This window comes from Rudanella lutea DSM 19387 (assembly GCF_000383955.1).
In the GTDB taxonomy this organism is placed as follows: domain Bacteria; phylum Bacteroidota; class Bacteroidia; order Cytophagales; family Spirosomataceae; genus Rudanella; species Rudanella lutea.
Genome location: NZ_KB913013.1, coordinates 6,120,216 through 6,138,477 on the forward strand (window position 1 = coordinate 6,120,216; position 18,262 = coordinate 6,138,477).

Below are 18,262 nucleotides of genomic sequence, written 5' to 3' on the forward strand. Positions count from 1 at the left end.
GTTGACAATGCGCAAAGTTCAAGCCAACTGGAAAGGTCTACTGCTGTTAATGATCTTCAGCTATGTGATGGCGCTTAGCTATGCTGTGCAGGGCGGTTCGTGGGAGTCGTTCAGCTTCAAGGTTGATGCACCGTGGTGGATCTTTCTGCAGGGCTTGCTTATTATTCAATGCATTCGCTGGGCAAGGGGCTTCGTTGGCCCCTACCAGCCCGCCTATAACCGCATTGGTACCTACTATGCCAGATTATGGGCGGGCAGCCTATTGCTTTTTCTGTCCGTAAAAAAAAGCCTTTCTCTGGTAGTTGCGCTGGCATTTGGCAACATGGCTCGCAACTTCAATACATACACCCTGCTGTTTTCCACGCTCGACGATCTGCTTCTTTTTAGCCTGGTTGGAAACGCTTATTTACTATGGCGGTATGTGCAGGATAACCATGCGCTGCAGCAACGGGCGTTGGCAGCGGAAAAAATAGCTATTCAGCACCAGTACCAATCGCTCAAAAAACAGCTCGATCCGCATTTCCTGTTCAACAATCTGAACGTTCTCTCGCAGCTGATTGGTGAAGATAGCCACCGGGCCGACCGCTTTCTGCATAAATTATCGGACCTGTATCGGTACACGCTGCAACACCAAACCGGCGATCTGGTGCGGTTGGCCGACGAGTTGACGATTGCCCAGCACTACCTGTTTCTGATTAATGAACGGTTCGATAACGGCTACCAGCTAATACTCCCTCCCGTGCCCGGTCTCACCGACCGCTATGTTCCCTGTTTCTCGGTGCAGAATCTGGTAGAAAATGCCGTAAAACACAATGTAGGCACGCCCGAAACACCGCTGCTGATTACGATTTGCTGCACACCGGACTCCGTAACTGTCGAAAATCAACGTAGGCCCCGTAAGTCTGAAAGTGGGGGTATTGGCCTGCAAAACCTGCAAAAACAATACGCCATTCTTTCGAACCGCACAATCAAGATTGAGCAAACAGAGACCTATTTCCGAGTTATCTTGCCGCTTTTAACCGTTGCCGATGATGAACGTAGTGCTGATCGAAGATGAGAAACCGGCCCGTAAAAAATTGCTTCAGTTCATCCAGCAGTACCCCACTCCCATGGAGGTGTTGGCCGAACTCACCACCGTGGCCAACGTGACCACCTATCTCCAGACAGGCCCCACACCCGACCTGATTTTCTCAGATATTGAACTGCTCGATGGCAACGTGTTTGAAGCTTTCAGGGTTATTGCCCCGCCCTGCCCGGTTGTCTTCACTACAGCTTACCAAGAGTTCTGGCTCGATGCATTTGGGCACAGTGGCATTGGCTACCTCCTCAAACCGTTTGACTACGAACAGTTTGCAAAAGCCGTCGGGCAGTATGAGACGCTTCGACGGAATTTTGAGGACAAGCAACGTAGTCTATTACAGCGTCTGGAAACCTGGTTTGGTAAGAGTCCGTCCGTTAGCTACGCGACTCGATTCCCGGTCAAAAGGAGCGACGGCATTTATTTGCTCGAAACTGCGACAATTGTCTATGTTAAAGCCGATGGTCCAGTGCTCAAAGCCATTGACGAAGCAGGCCGAACGCACCTGATCACCGACGACTCGCTAAGTAACTTTCAAACCAAGCTGGACCCGGCCGAGTTTTTCCGCATTAACCGGAGCGAGATTGTCCAGAAGCGATTCATCAGAAAGATTGACTACTACACCAAAAATACCCTCGCGTTGTATTTCACTCACTCTCCCGACTGCCTTATCACCAGCCAAAGCCAAACTGCCAATTTCAAAAAATGGCTACTGACGTAGCATCCTCGCATTAGGTGAAGCGTACCAGTACAATTACATTTGTGAGATCACGAGCATTAACCCAACCCTCCAACACAAAACAATATTTCGCCTAATCAACAAAAACTAACAAATATCCTTCAAAAACATTTGCAGTATAAATACTTACCTAATTTTATATAAGTATCATAAAATCAGCTAAACGTTTCAAATACATCCCGCCAAGCGCACATTCCTCTTTTGGTGTGTAGATGAAATCCTTGAGACCTCTACTCTATCACACCTGAAAACTATGCCCAGACTCCCATCACTTTTGAGACAGGATACACGTTAATCATCGATACTCCAGCAGGGTGGTCGCCGTGCAAGCTTTGTCAGCTTTAAAACGAATCCAACGGGCTTCAAACTCAGCCGGAAACTGGTGAGTAACCCTTTTTCCCGGTTCGACCGTAATGGTTTTATAGGCCATCCACTGTCCAGTACCTACAGGGTCAGCTTCGATAGTGAACCTGATCGGGGTGGTTGCTTTGTGCGATATGTTGAGCGTTCGTTTGTCGTAATAACCGATCAGATAAGGGTCTGAGGGCATATTAGCTTCTGTAAGCGTGTTGTACCAGGGTCCACCCCGGCCTGTAGGCTTACCCAGTTTCCACAGATCGTCGATGGCACCCGCCCAAACCGCGGCCTTTCCATCGTCGGAGAGGATAATGTGCTCCTTGCCCGCTGCCGAAACCAAATCAATACCCGTCATCACAAGCAGCCCTCGATACGATGCATAGTCATTAATTCGTAGCCCGTGCGAAGCAACAGGCTTGACCTTGGCGTAACCATCCGCATTTTCGGCCGGAAGTTCATAGAACGTCCCATGACAATTAAACAGATCCCGCTCTGTAGCTACTTCCCGGCAAATGCGTAGTTGACCTTCATGGGTCAGGGATGTGAATCGGTCGTCACCCAACGGAAAACGCCAGCGCCGACCTTTCTCGTCGACAATCAAAACCGATGCAGCTTCAACGGATACGACCTCTTTGGGGATTGCAAATTTAGACTGGATGAAAGCCTGTGTCGTATCGTCCTGCTTTCTTTTCAGGTTCATACTACCATCCAGCTCGTAGTAACCGATTGTTCTCAGCTGACCACCCGCACTTTCCTGGGCCAGCAGGCCGAGGGCCCGCCGGTTGTTGCCCAATCCATACAGAAGTCCACCGGTTGTTGCAGACGCCCTTACCGGGCTCAATCCTGAAAACATGGGGTGGGCATTCAGAGACCGATTATCTTGGGTGGCGTAGGTAAACTGTATTGTCAGCCGGGCCGCTTTGTCAGCCCGAACCCGAATCCACTCCCCCGGTGCATTGGCCGCAAACCCCAGTCGACTAACCTGCCCTCCAGCCAGCGAAGTGGTTTGGAGACGAGTCCAATTGCCTGTACCCTTTGGATCAATCTCAAATGTGAGGGTTATGGCTTGTTCACTATGGTTTTGCACCCAGGCTGAACGTTTTTTCCAACCTGCAAACAGAAACGGTTCAGAGGGTGTGTTGGCCGCAACGGCCTCATTCAACCAAACAGCGCCTTCTGCCGTGCTGGGCCCGAGTTGATCCGGCAAAGTCAGGGGCGTAAACCACAGATTTGAGTTCGACTGCCCCGGCCCTTCAATACCTCCCTTTTCTTTACGCCTGTTCAGAAACTCCTTCTGGGCCGAATCATCGCATCCGAAAACCAGTTGGTCGTTCCAACGGGTGAAATCACCTATGACTTTAAGGTAGGCCGATCGGGGTCGAATCCCCCGCGTATTTGACACCGAAAAGCCGCCCGGAAACCGCCAGAACAGCCCATGCATCGTCATTAGGAAATCAGGCTTTCCGGCCTCACTAATGTCCCGGATGCGGGGCCATTCGGTATTCCAGCCGTGGGCTCCGTCGTAGGCATGGCTCCCTTTTGGAAGCCGGAAAAACGACCATTTACCATTCCCCCGAACCCCCAGTAGTACCGATTTGTGGTCCCATCCAGTAGCCCAGATTGGATCTGTTTCGGGATTGGCATTTCCGTAAATGCCGCCCGGTCCTGTCACCTCCACAAACTGGTTTCGGCGGACTACTGTCCAGTCTTTACCGTTCCATTCGGCCAGCACTCCGGCTTCGATATCAAACTGTTTGAGTGCCAATGGACCCGGTTCACCGTTATTAGAATAGACCATCACGCCCTGCCCCGAATAAACCCCTTTGCCGTGGGCTCCGGGCAGTAAGGCCCCCCGGTGGTGGTTGGCCACATCGTCGGCTTTGGGCTGCTTTACATTCCCATCGGGGTAAAGCAGCGTTGTTTTCAGGCTTTGGGTATTCACGCGATAGAAACCCTCCTCCATAGTCGCCAGCAACAAATGGTGCCCGGGATCGGTCAAATCCCGCGCCAGCCCGGTATAGCGACCGGGCGCTTCGCTATAGGGAATGACGCGAACATGCCGATTGGCATCAATCGCGTAGGGTCCGATAAATAACTGATTACTCTCCCGATGAATCATCCTGTTGGCGGGCGTCCCCCCTGTGCTTTCCGGCCGAATGGTCAGGTTTAGATCAGGGGTGATTTCATAGAGTTTATCTGAGGAACCAAAGGGTAAATGGGGGCCATAGGTAATTACCCAGAGCCGATTAGCCCATGGTACTACCGCCCCAGTTCCGCATTCGCCCTCATTATTATAGTATGCCAGATGCGGGAAGATACCGCTAAATTGAGGACGCCCGGTCAAAGGTTGGGCCTTAGCCAAACCCACAGCCCAAAGTATAAATAGCGCTATTTGCAAGCCAGATACATTCATATACAGTAAGTTTTTGCAATCCAATCGACTCAATCAATAGCCAGTTGATCTTTGTTTCAACTTCCGTCGCTATTCCGGCGATTCCACACTCATTTACTCAAAAGCGACTTGGCTTAATACGTTACTGAAAGAGGTCATGTAGGAATATTTTTCCATTACCTTCAGACAGACGATAGAAGAGCACGTATGCAACCCTAGTCTGTATTCATACTAATTCACTTATTGGTTTGGTGTTTTTGGATCGATAGGACAGTCTGTCCTATCGATCCAAAACAAAAAATAGTGAGGCAATCCATCCGTTAAAAAATCCGATAGGACAAGCTGTCCTATCGAGAACCGATTGCATACAGACGACTTTTCAATTCCCTTAAAGTTATCTCATCATGTGGCTTTTTATGCGCCACATTTCAAGCTTTGTATAGGGTTACTCTACCAAAGCTTACTCCAGAAAAGCCACAATACTATCATGTATATCAGGTGTAGTTTCAGAATAATTGCTCTTGATTAAAAACCCCAAAAAGTATTTAATAAATACCTTTTGGGGTTAATACGAGTACTTTATGGCATATCTCCTCGATTGACCATCCCAATCGACTTACAATTAGAGTCTGTTGTTTTGCGCAGGCATTCGCTAAATTCCGGCTCAAAAACGCGTGAAGGGGCTCTCTATTCAGGACAGTGATTCATTGAGCATTCACTCTCTCGTGGGCACACAGACCACTAGACTTTATTTCACAAAGTACGGATTGTTCTTATCATCAAATTCAATTCGGGTATTGTAATCCCGCTCGGCAATACGTTGCAAAGTCATACGTCGGTTGTAAGCCGTGAAATTGTTGACCCAATAACTACCGATTTCATACTTCGCAACTTCGGTAGGCTCACCATCCGTACTAAAGAATACCTCGTTGCCTTCGTGCGTTTCCCAAAGTTGCTTTAATAGCGGATTCCGTTGTTCGTCAGAGATTTGTTCGTAAACCTGCAAAAAGTACTGGTACTCCCGACTCTCGAAGTAAGTCAGAATTTCCTGCATCCGTTCTTTATCCTGCTGCTGCTGCTTTTTACTATTTAGTTGCTCCAGTTCACGCTGCCGTTTCTCTTCCTTACGGCTTTCGTAACCGGCATAGCGCCCAAATACTTCGGGCGTAAAAAATGCCACACTCCGCACACGAGCTTTCGTGTCGATCACCCCATGAAACGTATCAATCACCGCTTGTTTCCCATAAGCAGCCACGTACCCGTCAATCAGCAACTTACTGGCAATAGCATCGGGCCGGTCGTCTATGGTTATTTTCTTGAACAACTCAAAAAGCTGCGTAAACTCGGCTGACGTCAACTCAATCCCGGTACGGTCAGACTTGGCTGATTTATCCTCAACTACTTCGTATTCGGTATCAATCTCCAGTTCCTGAATAAGCGGTGCACCCGGCAACGCAGGCGCCTTACCTTTCCCTTTTACCTTCGACTTGATAAAGAAGATCAACCCGGTAACTCGTGGCTTAGCCCCATCCAGATTTTGCCCGGTTTTCTGATAGGAAAGTTGAATATCAGTCTTATTGTTGATCTCGTCGAGTGCCGGCATGAGCACGTACTTTTCAAGAGCCGCAAATCGCTGATACCCCGAAGTATTATAGCCAAAGTTTTCTTTGAAACGGATTAGGGTTGTTTCGTACCGACCGTAATTGGACCAGGCTTTGAAAAATGGGTACAGTTTAAGTGCCTGCGCATTCTGCAACTTATGCACATTACGCTTAAAGAAACCAAAGTTCCCTTTCTCTTTAACGTCCAGAATAACCTTTACCAATTTCTCATGCACCTGCACCTGAATCGTGCTGCTATTACGGTCATGCGTCGAGAAGGCAACAATAGGGCTTCGATGTTCTCCCTTTTCATCACGCCATTTCAGAATAGTTGTTTGCAGGGTCTCAATGGACGTGATCAGATGCTGATAATTGCGCGTTTTCTCCGCCCCTATTTCCTTAAGAAAATCCTTGATGACAATGTCAATCGTAATGTTTTGATTATTGGCTACCCCGAGCAAATGTTCCGGCTTGAGCTGCGATACAATCTCATAAAACACTTTAGGCGTATAAATTTCAGTGATTGTCTTTTGCTCTGACTTTGAGATGTTCCGAACGAATTTGGGGCTCGCCAACGGATTATTCATAATGATATAATCCGGGTTTTGCTGAAGAGCCTCTATCTCTTTACGGTTGTCGGGGGTCTCGCTCATATCTAAAACAGCTATGGACACACAGGTGCGACGCAAATATTAATGTAAGAATAGTGAAATTTCTTACATTATGTTCTGTTTTGTTAGGTAAAGTGCAAAAAAGCTCCTAAAAATTCTTATTTAAAGTAATTGAGTGTAACTAGATCAAAAATGACAGTTGTACCAGTGGACTTACATTGCCACTTATAGTATCTATAAAACACCATTAAGTTATTTATTTCATACTAATAATTAGCAGATCTATACTTTATTAAGTCAGTTTTACATCTTAAATCCGATCATGTCTACTACCTCCTTCCCTTTATACTATTATTCAGACCTTATTCCCCATTTACCAATGGACTTACATTGTGTCCCAATGGACTTACATTCTCGTACCAATGGACTTACATTCTCGTACCAATAGACTTACATTACGTCCCAATGGACTTACATTCTCGTACCAATAGACTTACATTCTCGTACCAATAGACTTACATAATACGCTTGTAAAAATCTGATTATCAGTAAGTTGCCAGGGGGCTAAAAAGCTTTATTAAAAAGCTTATCTACAAACGTTTCTAAAAAACTTAATAAAAAACACACACTAAAAATGGATCGTGTGTGTGTGATTGATGTTTAAAAAAAAGAGGAAAAGCTTTTCCTCTTTTCCTTTCCCCCCGTTGCGCGGCCCCCCCAATGGTTTTTCTCCTTTTCCATTAGCATCACTTTGGGGATGAAACATGGAATAGGATGGGTTACCCAAAGCGGTCTTCAAATGATAGGCGGGAAATCAGCATCGATAATAATGGGAGTAGCTGAGGGCGTTGTACCTAAACCCGTGTCGGCAACAGAAGGAGCTGTGGTATCGGAAAGTCGGCGCATGTAGGTCATCTGACAAAGTGCAAAGACTTTTTCGGGCGGGAGATTGTACGTTGTTGCGAATCTATTGATGTTCTCGATAGTGAGGCCGTACATGTGCTCCCGCTTCAGTTTAAACCAATGCGAGCGACTCACTCCGAAGGCCTCCATCGCTTTCACCTGTTTAATACCCATAGCGTCGATAAATTCGAGGATATCCTGATACAAAGGCGGTGCAGGAAAACCAGGTTTTGTACTGAATTGAGTTCGCATAGCAGGTATATGAAGTAACTTTTAGAATTGTAATCGGCCGAGTTAGTTGCGGTTCCGATGCCGGTATCCAAAGTATGCTGTATCTGTAAAATAAGTAAAAATGGGCTTGTAATGAAAGTTTAGCCAGTATTATACCCCTTTGGATTGGCCCAAACACGATATAAGGAAAAGTGTAGTTAAGCTAAATACACCTGTTAAAACTAGCCCGTTTCTTCCATGTCAAATTTAAATGCAAGTAGTGTAGGCGTATTTACAGGGTTCATAACTTCCGATAGGACAGGCTGTCCTATCGGAAGGGGGTAGGCCAAAAACAACCGACTTACCCCCGTGATTCATGCGATCGGGTAGGAGGGAGGTATATCACGTTACCCACTTTATCGGGTAACGCCAAACCTCGGTAGCTACGGTAAGCCACTTGATTTTTTTTATCTGGTCATGGAATTGTCAAAACGATTTTTAACTTTGCAGCACAAAGTACTTTTATTTGCGCTTTATCACTATCTCCTGTGAATCAGCAGCTGTATGATCGGAGATCTGAATCTGTCAAGAAAGAAAGTAAGTGCCCCATAAACCTGAACTAACTGTAGTACAAAACTTTTACCCATTCTGCCATGCGCGACGAAATCATTTTGAATCAGAACAACCCGCGGCAATTAGAAAAACTATACCGCGACAATCGACCCTCGTTTAAAGCCGCGTTTAACGAACTGTATCCGCAGCTTGCCAGCAATCCGTTGGCCGAAGGTTGGTACCAACGCCTGAACTTTGAAGGGCCGAATGCGGTATGGGGCACACCCAACGAGCGCCTATTTGTGATTGTAGCTTCTTTACTAGCCGGTCTGATTGCCAAGTTTCCGCAATTGTTTTCGATTGACGAGGAGTTCTTTTACAGTCGTAACATTGGGTTCATTGTGTTTCCGGCCCTAACAGCCTATTTCGCCTGGAAAAATAAAGTCTCTGCGAAGGCGATAGCCATTGTGGCGGGTGTTTTCCTGCTCTCCCTGATGTACATCAACTACCTGCCCCAAAATAAGTCTAGTGATACGCTTATTTTGGCCTGTATTCACCTGCCGTTCTGGCTGTGGTCAGTACTTGGGTTTACGTTTGGAGGGGGGCGGCTAAAGGATTGGAAGAGCCGACTCGGATTTTTACACTACAACGGAAATCTGGCTGTTATGACAGCCCTGCTGGTGATATCGGGCGTATTGGTGACAGCCATCACGATTAATCTGTTCAGGCTAATTGGTATAAACATTGAAGACGTGTACTTCGGTTACGTAGTGGTATTTGGTGCATCGGCACTGCCTCTGGTGGCTACCTTTTTTACCCAAACGCAGCCCACCATTGTCAATAAGGTATCGCCCCTGATTGCGAATCTGTTTAGCCCGGTTGTGTTGGTCATGCTGGTGGTTTATCTGGTCGCTACACTGTTTTCGGGGAAGGATCCATACCACGACCGCGAGTTCCTGTTGCTGTTCAATGCTTTGCTGGTAGGGGTAATGGCGCTCATTTTCTTTTCGGTGACAGGTAGCCATACCGGTACTAAAAATGCCACACAAGTTCTTATTCTTTTCCTGCTCTCTGCCGTTACCATTTTGGTGAATGGAGTGGTTCTATCGGCCGTGCTGTTTCGGATCTCCGAGTGGGGGATTACACCAAACCGGGCAGCCGTGTTGGGTGCCAACCTGCTGATGCTTACCCATCTGATTATTGTGGCTTTCCGTTTGTTTGGTGCGCTCACCCGTAGGGCTGACCTCTCGCTAGTAAGCCGGTCAATCGCTCTGTTCCTGCCAGTTTACAGCATTTGGAGTGCCGTGGTTGTGTTTTTATTTCCGGTACTGTTTGGGTTCAAATAGGGGCGTGGGCAATTTGCCCTGGGTTCAGGCCCGGGGTTACTGTATAGCACAGAATAGACAGGCATCTTCTCTGGGTGTCGATGAATTCGAAAGCCTCACAGGCTTTGGCATCGATAACCAGGGGAGATGCCTGTTGCGGTTTTAGAGGGATATTTCAGGACTGGGAAGATGGGCAAATGTAAGTGAATTGGTACGCCAATTTGCGGGGTGCGGTGTCAACTGTAATACTGATGCGATGAATAACACGGTGGGGTTTTCTGAATCCTGATCGCATACAATCACCTGTAGCCCTGGTAACGTTTATACCGATTGGTTCGCGTTTCAACACGGGCTCGACACTAAAATCAGTGCATGTAGCCCGGACACCTCCAGGCCACATTTTTATTCAAAACAAGCCTGCTTGCAGCTCTTTAAGGCTTTTTTCTTGAAAATGTAACATACGTGTTAATCAATGTAACGAGAGTGTTAGCATTCTGGTGGTTCAGAATCGTACTTGCGGGTGCCAACCAGCCTACTCTCAACAGCTGTCAAACGGTTACTACTTGTTTGGGATCGGACAGGGACTGTACGGACTTTGGCTACCTCAAATTCTAAACCACATGACTATGAATCTTATCATTCAACACCTGGAAACGCCGGTAAATTGTGGCCTGTAGTCTGGCGTGGGCAATTTTTCATCAGCGACATTTTTTTACCAGTGAACTCGGCGAGTATGGTTCAATACGATGCGAATCAATACGCTGAAAAGTTCATGACAAATTCTTAGTTCATTGTCCAACCTCTTTAATCTTGTTTATGGAGCTTTTCTACTTTTCTCTGCCGGGTATCTACTTATTAGGTAGTAAGCCTCTTTATTTCATTTCTGTGCTCCGATGGCTTGGGCTGTTGTATCAGCGGCTAAGTCTGCGTACACCGTTTCTTAAAGTAACAACGCTTAATGTAGATGACGCACCTGACCGGTATGGTTGCCCATTTTGCCAGATGGTTTTAGGGGGGGGATTTAATCTACTTATCTTGCTATTGACGTCGTATGCGGGATTAGCCCAGGTGCCAACCATCAGTTCGTTTTTGCCAACGAGTGGCCCAATCAATTCTACACTTACGATTAATGGAAATAATTTCAACGGTACGACGAGCGTACGGTTTGGCGAGATTTCGGCCCCATTCACGATAAACTCGAACACACAGTTGACTGTGACAGTACCCCGAGTGGCCTCTACGCAGCTCATTAACGTAACAAACGCAAGTGGTAACGTCCTGACGCCCTCGTCTTTTACGGTGACACGAGCCAGTTCCACCCTGTCGTATGATTTGATTACCAACAACTTCGCCAATATTAATGTAGGTACTGATGCTGCCCCAACTGTAGTTGATTTCGACCGGGATGGTCTTCTGGATTTACTGATCGGGCGTGGTGATGGTACTGTGAGTCGGTATGAACAGACTGCGGTTAATGCAACTACCTTCACGAATCTGGGTAGTTTGAGTGACGGCAATGGCACTATCGATATGGGCGTTCGCGTGACTGTGAGCGTTGTAGATGCAGATGGCGATGGGAGGTTTAGTGTGCTCCTGGGACGGTCTGATGGCCTGGTTCATGAATATGAGCAGACTGCCGTAAACGCATCACAGCTTACGTTGGTAACAACGTCCTTTGGGGGAGTGGGAACCACCAGTTATGCCGTGGTTGGTATGACAGATTTCAGTGGTGAAGGCAGACTGGAGTTCCTGACGGGTAAAGGCGATGGGATTGTGGGCTACTTTAACCAGGATGCCGTCAACAGTCCCGATTTTTCTCGCGTAAACTCAGACTACCTTGTCCTAACCAATAACACCGCCCCTTTTTGCGTTGATCTGGATGGCAATGGGCGAATTGATGTATTAATAGGGGTAGGGAACGGTACAATCTACCGGTTCGAACAAAGCGCAGTTAATTCAACCAATGTTAACCAGATTACCAACAATTTCAATAGTATTAGCGCAGGTAGCAATGCCAAACCCTGCGTAACCGATATTGATGGTGATGGACTGCTTGATTTGCTCGTAGGCCGAGCAGATGGCACCATTGACCGATATGAGCAGGATACCCCCAACTTGTCGCCAACAATCGCGGGATTTTCACCTGTGACAACCCCTGTCTGCGCGGAGCAAATCACTACCTTTACCGCCACGGTGGGCAACGTGAGCCCGCCTTATGCATTCACGCTCACCAACGGCGCGGCTACCGTCACCGGCAACGCCAACACCACTGCCTTCAGCCAATCCTGGACGGCAGGGGGGAGCGGTACACAAACGTTCTCGCTCATTGTGAGCGGGAACGGTACGACGGTCGCTACTACTACCCTGACCGTTAATCCCCTGCCTTTAGCCTCGATTCAGGTACCGGCCAGCACTACCCTGACCTGCACCACCCCCACCATCACCCTCACTGCCTCAGGCGGGGGCACCTACCGCTGGGACAATAACACCACCAGCGCAACTCGCACCGTCAACGCTGCCGGGACATTCTCGGTGACGGTCACCTCGGCCAACGGGTGTACGGCGGTGGATACGCAAGTCATCACCAGCAATACTACACCACCTACGGCTAATATCTCAGCCTCGGCTACCGAGATTAGCTGTACCGTGCCCACCATCACCCTCACTGCCTCGGGCGGAGGCACCTACCGCTGGGACAATAACACCACCAGCGCGACCCGCACCGTCAACGCAGCCAGCACCTATTCGGTCACGGTTACGAGTGCCAATGGTTGTACAGCGGTGGATACCCAGGTAATCACCAGCAATACCACACCACCCACGGCTAACATCTCAGCCTCGGCTACCGAGATTAGCTGTACCGTGCCCACGATCACCCTTACTGCCTCAGGCGGAGGCACCTACCGCTGGGACAATAACACCACCAGCGCAACTCGCACCGTCAACGCTGCCGGGACATTCTCGGTGACGGTCACCTCGGCCAACGGGTGTACGGCGGTGGATACGCAAGTCATCACCAGCAATACTACACCACCTACGGCTAATATCTCAGCCTCGGCTACCGAGATTAGCTGTACCGTGCCCACCATCACCCTCACTGCCTCGGGCGGAGGCACCTACCGCTGGGACAATAACACCACCAGCGCGACCCGCACCGTCAACGCAGCCAGCACNTATTCGGTCACGGTTACGAGTGCCAATGGTTGTACAGCGGTGGATACCCAGGTAATCACCAGCAATACCACACCACCCACGGCTAACATCTCAGCCTCGGCTACCGAGATTAGCTGTACCGTGCCCACGATCACCCTTACTGCCTCAGGCGGAGGCACCTACCGCTGGGACAATAACACCACCAGCGCGACCCGCACCGTCAACGCAGCCAGCACTTATTCGGTCACCGTCACCTCGGCCAACGGCTGTACAGCCGTGGATACCCAGGTGATTACCCAAAACACCACACCGCCCACCGCTAATATCTCAGCGCCCGCGACTGAAATCACCTGCACAGTACCAAGCATCATTTTAACCGTAACCGGTGGAGGCACCTACCGCTGGGACAACAACACGACCAGTGCAACTCGCACCGTCAATATGGCCGGGACGTTCTCGGTGACCGTCACCGGCGCTAACGGCTGCACGGCAACCGCAAACGCCACCATCACCAGTACCACCGCCACGCTCACCCTTACGAATCCGGTTACGACGACAGCCCTCATCAACGTGCCGTTCAGCCAGAACTTTATCGCGGCAGGCGGACAGGGCGGCTACAGTTTCAGTCTGGCAAGTGGCACCCTGCCCAACGGCCTCGCCCTGACCACTTCGGGAAATTTGACCGGAACACCCACCCAGGCCGGTTCGTTCTCGATTACCGCCCGGGCCCAGGATGCCAACGGCTGTGTCGGCACTGGTCCCGCATACACGTTTCAGGTCAGCACCACGGCAACCGTTACCACGGCGGCTCCGGCAATCATTACCGGCACGAGCGCATCACTGGGCGGCACCGTTTCTGCCGATGGGGGGGCTACCATCACCGAGTCGGGGGTCGTTTACGTGGTCGGAACCGGCGTACCGACCACGAGTAACACCAAAGTGATGATGGCGGCCGGGGTGGGCTCTTATGCTCAGCTGGTCACCGGCCTGACACCCGCCACCACCTATTCTGTCCGTGCCTATGCCATAAACATTGCCGGCACGAGCTACGGGAATCTCCAAACCTTTACCACCTCGGCCGCCCCACAGGCTCCCGTTGTGCTGACACCCGCCAATGGTAGCGTAACCAATCAGAACCGGCCCACCTACACCGGTACAGCCTCGCCGGGCGATGTTGTCACTGTCCGGGTGGATGACATTATTATCGGGCAAGCTACCGCCAATGCAAGCGGCAACTGGTCAATCGCGTCCTCGTCGCCCTTAGCCGATGGACCTCATACCGTCTACGCCAGTGTTTTTCGTGATGGGATCCTGAGTGCCAATAGTAACACCAATTCGTTTACCGTCGACACGACCCCGCCCCCGGCACCGGTCGTAACAACACCTGCTAACGGCGCCATCCTGAGCGACACGACACCCACCTACACGGGTACGGCCGAAGCCCAGAGCACCGTTACGGTTCGGGTCGATGGTTCACCTATCGGCACCACCACGGCCGATGCCAGCGGTACCTGGACCTTCACGCCCACGACCCCGCTCGCACCCGGTTCCCATACCGTAAGGGTCCGTGCGACAGATTTAGCCGGAAACGAAAGCGTAGACAGCAACACGAATACCTTTACGGTTGATACGGCTGCACCAACCGTCACTATAACAAGCTCATCGACCAGCCCAACCAATTCGAGCGCCCTCTCTGTGACCTTCACCTTTTCGGAGTCGGTCAACGGGTTTGACGTGGGGGACGTAACGGTTGGAAACGGGGGGCTGATTGGGTTCAGTGGTTCGGGCAGCCGCTACACGGCCACGCTGGTGCCCGCGTCGCCCGGCCTCGTATCGGTCAGTGTAGCGGCCAGCGTGGCGCAGGATGCGGCTAATAACGGCAACGTGGCCTCGAACCGGTTTACAATCGACTACTTGCCTCTGCCAACCATTGTTGGGTTTAGCGCCAGTCCAGCTATAGTTTGTACCAATGCGCTGACTACCTTCACCGCTACCATTGGGAATATAACGGGTAATTACTCCTACACACTAACCAACGGTAGCAGCACGACTTCGGGTAGCTCATCAAACCTGACGTTTAGCCAATCCTGGCTGACATCGGGCTCCGGTGTGCAAGCCTTTACCCTGACGGTTGAGGGCAATGGCAGACACAATGCCACCACATCAGTAACGGTGAATGCGCTGCCGGTTGTGACACTCAGTAGCAGTGGCACGCTTACCTGCGCCCAAACCTCGGTTGTGCTTACCGCAACGGGGGGAAGCAACTACGCGTTCAGTGGGCAGGGTCTGAACCAGTCTGGTAGCGGGAACATGGCTACCGTTTCGGCAGCAGGCACCTATTCTGTACTGGTGACCGATGCCAACGGTTGCACAGCTTCGGCCACCACCATCGTTGAGAGCGCCACCAATGCGGTCAATGCCACCCTCGTGGCTTCGGGCACCCTCACCTGTAGCAATCCGACTGTCACACTCACGGCAGCACCCGCAGGGGCCAATTACCAATTCAGTGGACCGGGTCTAAGTCAGACCGGGGCGGTCAATACGGCCACCGTGTCGGCAGCGGGCACCTATTCGGTGGTGATTACTGCGGCAGGTGGTTGCTCGGCACTGGCCACTGTCACTGTATCGGGGAACACCACGCCCCCCACGGCTGGCATTAGCCCGAGCACAACAACGCTCACCTGCACCAACCCCACCGCGACACTCACCGCGACCGGTGGAGGTACCTACCGCTGGGAGGACAATTCCACGAGTGCAACCCGCACGGTCAATGCAGCCGGCACCTACTCCGTGACCGTAACGGGGGCCAACGGCTGTACCGCCACGACGGGTGTGAACATCACCGGCGACACCACTCCACCCACCGTCTCACTAGCTGCTTCGGGCACGGTGAGCTGCGCCAACCCGACCGTCACCCTGACGGCATCACCCGCCGGACAAGGCACTTATCGATTTGGCGGACCCGGCCTCAACCAGACCGGACCCGCCAACACGGCCACCGTTTCGGCCGGGGGACTCTACTCGGTGACCCTCACGAGTGCGAATGGGTGCACAGCTTCAGCCACGACAACCGTCGAGAGTGCCACCAATGCGGTCAATGCCACCCTCGTGGCTTCGAGCACCATTACCTGCAACAACCCCACCGTGACCCTCACCGCGTCACCAGCGGGAGCCAGCTACGCCTTCAGCGGACCGGGCCTCAACCAGACCGGGGCGAGTAACACCGCCACCGTGTCGGCAGCGGGCACTTATTCGGTGATTGTCACAGCCGCTGGAGGATGTTCGGCATTGGCTACCGTCACTGTCCAGGCGAGTCAGGAACTGCCTAACCTGAGCATCACCGCTAACCCCGGCACAGCCGTCGTGCAGGGTCAAGCCGTCACCCTCACCGCCACCGGAGCCACGAGCTTCCGCTGGAGTACGGGCGCAACTGGGGCAAGCATCAATCCGCCCACATCAGCCACCGGTTCCACCGTTTATTCGGTTACCGGTACCGCGCCCAACGGCTGTTCGGCCACCGCCCAAATCACGCTTGTGGTGTCGGCCAGTGTTACACCGCCACCCGCTGGCGTCTGTGGTTCACAACCCGGCACCATCGGCGGACCGCTCACCCTTTTGGAGCCGATTTACAATTGCGCTACGGGCCAGATTCAGTTCCGCACGAGCGGGGGTAACGGCACACCCATTACCTACGCGGCCATCGGCATCACCGGCCCCACCACCTCCTGCTCGGCTATGGTCGATGCCCAGGTGGCCCAGGACATCCGCGATGGCAAACCCAATGTGGAACCCTTCACCTTGCTGGCCACGCAGGGTAACATCACGGTGATGTACCGCTGGAATGCGCTGGCTGTTTGTGCCGGCACGCCACCGCCCACCAACACCCCACCATCGGTCGTCAATGCCGTTGGGCCACAATCGGCCACGGTGGGCGTGGGCTACAGCCTCAACGTGGGCAACGTGTTCACCGATGCGCAAACGCCCGCGGCTCTGACCTTGTCCGCTCCGGGCCTGCCCGCCGGGCTGGCCCTGAATGGCAGCACGATCACGGGTACGCCATCAACCTCGGGGGTGAGCACGGTGACGCTGACGGCCTCCGATCCCGGTGGTTTGAGCAACAGCACGAGCTTCCAGCTCACCGTCAGCTCGGCGGGTAGCACCACGGTAGTACCCCCCGTGGGCGGGCCATTGGCCGCGACGGTGGTGAGCTACAACTGCCAAACCGGAGCGATTGTCTTCGGGGCAACGGGCGGCAACGGCTCGGCAGTCGAGTATCTGGCTATCGGCATCACCGGCTGGACGACCAACTCCAACCAGATGATCGAGGCCGGACTCAGAGCCGACCCCAAACCGGTGACGGTGCAGGTACGGCAAACCGGCGTAGCTGGGCAGTCGTTCGTGTTCGACTTCGGGGCCTTCTGCGCGGGCAACCCCCAACCGCCCACCAACACGGCCCCTAGCGTCGCTAACGCAGTCGGGCCACAATCGGCCACGGTGGGCGTGGGCTACAGCCTCAACGTGAGCAGTGTGTTCACCGATGCGCAAACACCCGCGGCCCTGACCTTGTCAGCCTCGGGCCTGCCCGCCGGACTGGCCCTGAACGGCAGCACCCTTTCGGGTACGCCATCAACCTCGGGGGTGAGCACGGTGACGCTGACGGCCACCGACCCCGGTGGTTTGAGCAACAGCACGAGCTTTGTGTTGACGGTCAGTCCGGTAGGTGGCACCCCACCCGTGGGCGGGCCATTGGCGGCCACCGTGGTGAGCTACAACTGCCAGACCGGGGCGATTGTGTTCGGGTCAACGGGCGGCAACGGCTCGGCGGTGGAGTACTTCGCCATCGGCATCACGGGCTGGACTACCAACGTAAACGCCATGATTGAGGCTGGTCTGCGGGCCGATCCCAAGCCGGTCACCCTCCGGGTTCGGCAGAATGGGGTAGAGGGCACGCCGTTTGTGTTCGACTTCGGGGCTTTCTGTAGCCGCCCCGCGCGGGTGGCCACGGAGACGGCATCCGAACTGGAGGTGGTAGTGCTGGGTAACCCCACTCCCGAAAGTTGGGTGGAGGTGCAGGTGGCCAACTCTGCCGGCGAGGCTCTGCAAGTACGGGTGATCTCGGCACAAGGCCGGGCGGTGAGTAGTGTGTCGGTGGCTCCAACTTCACAACCCCTGCGGCAGCGGGTTCAGTTGGGCGACAATGCGGGCACGTACCTGTTGCAGGTAGCAACGCCCACCCGCACCAAAACGGTAAAGGTGGTGCGCCAGTAATTTAGTGGGGAGTAAACGGCGTTCCAGGGTGCTCCCCGTTTTACAGCGCATTTGAAAAGAGAGAAAGGCTGCA

At 52.2% G+C, this 18,262-nt stretch carries 7 protein-coding genes; 4 read left to right on the plus strand and 3 right to left on the minus strand.

From position 1 onward, the window contains the following. The first annotated feature begins 7 nt into the window (after window positions 1–7). On the plus strand, window positions 8–1,057 hold the full coding sequence (locus RUDLU_RS29015; protein ID WP_019991208.1) for a sensor histidine kinase: 1,050 nt from the start codon (window positions 8–10) through the stop codon (window positions 1,055–1,057). Then, window positions 1,029–1,799, plus strand: coding sequence for a LytR/AlgR family response regulator transcription factor (locus tag RUDLU_RS0125100; RefSeq protein WP_083940653.1), 771 nt, complete (start codon window positions 1,029–1,031; stop codon window positions 1,797–1,799). Before RUDLU_RS29015 ends, RUDLU_RS0125100 begins: the two co-directional genes overlap by 29 nt. A gap of 313 nt (window positions 1,800–2,112) precedes the next feature. On the opposite strand, the gene RUDLU_RS0125105 is transcribed toward RUDLU_RS0125100, so the two are convergent. The 3 genes from RUDLU_RS0125105 to RUDLU_RS29020 all read right to left on the minus strand — a co-directional run bounded on the left by RUDLU_RS0125105 (window position 2,113) and on the right by RUDLU_RS29020 (window position 7,933). Next, complete coding sequence (locus RUDLU_RS0125105; protein WP_019991210.1) at window positions 2,113–4,293, minus strand: hypothetical protein; 2,181 nt, start codon at window positions 4,291–4,293, stop codon at window positions 2,113–2,115. 1,021 nt (window positions 4,294–5,314) lie between these two features. Continuing rightward, window positions 5,315–6,820 (minus strand): replication initiation protein, encoded by a 1,506-nt coding sequence (locus tag RUDLU_RS0125110; protein WP_019991211.1) that lies wholly within the window; start codon window positions 6,818–6,820, stop codon window positions 5,315–5,317. Window positions 6,821–7,573: 753 nt separating this feature from the next. Next, window positions 7,574–7,933, minus strand: coding sequence for a hypothetical protein (locus RUDLU_RS29020; RefSeq protein ID WP_157580465.1), 360 nt, complete (start codon window positions 7,931–7,933; stop codon window positions 7,574–7,576). A 611-nt stretch (window positions 7,934–8,544) separates the two neighbouring features. Here RUDLU_RS29020 and RUDLU_RS0125120 point away from each other — a divergent pair. Together RUDLU_RS0125120 and RUDLU_RS0125125 are read left to right on the plus strand one after the other, a co-directional pair. After that, window positions 8,545–9,789: a hypothetical protein gene (locus tag RUDLU_RS0125120; RefSeq protein WP_019991213.1), complete on the plus strand. Its 1,245-nt coding sequence runs from the start codon at window positions 8,545–8,547 to the stop codon at window positions 9,787–9,789. 1,692 nt (window positions 9,790–11,481) lie between these two features. Beyond that, window positions 11,482–18,189 (plus strand): putative Ig domain-containing protein, encoded by a 6,708-nt coding sequence (locus RUDLU_RS0125125; RefSeq protein WP_425414145.1) that lies wholly within the window; start codon window positions 11,482–11,484, stop codon window positions 18,187–18,189. Window positions 18,190–18,262 lie beyond the last annotated feature (73 nt).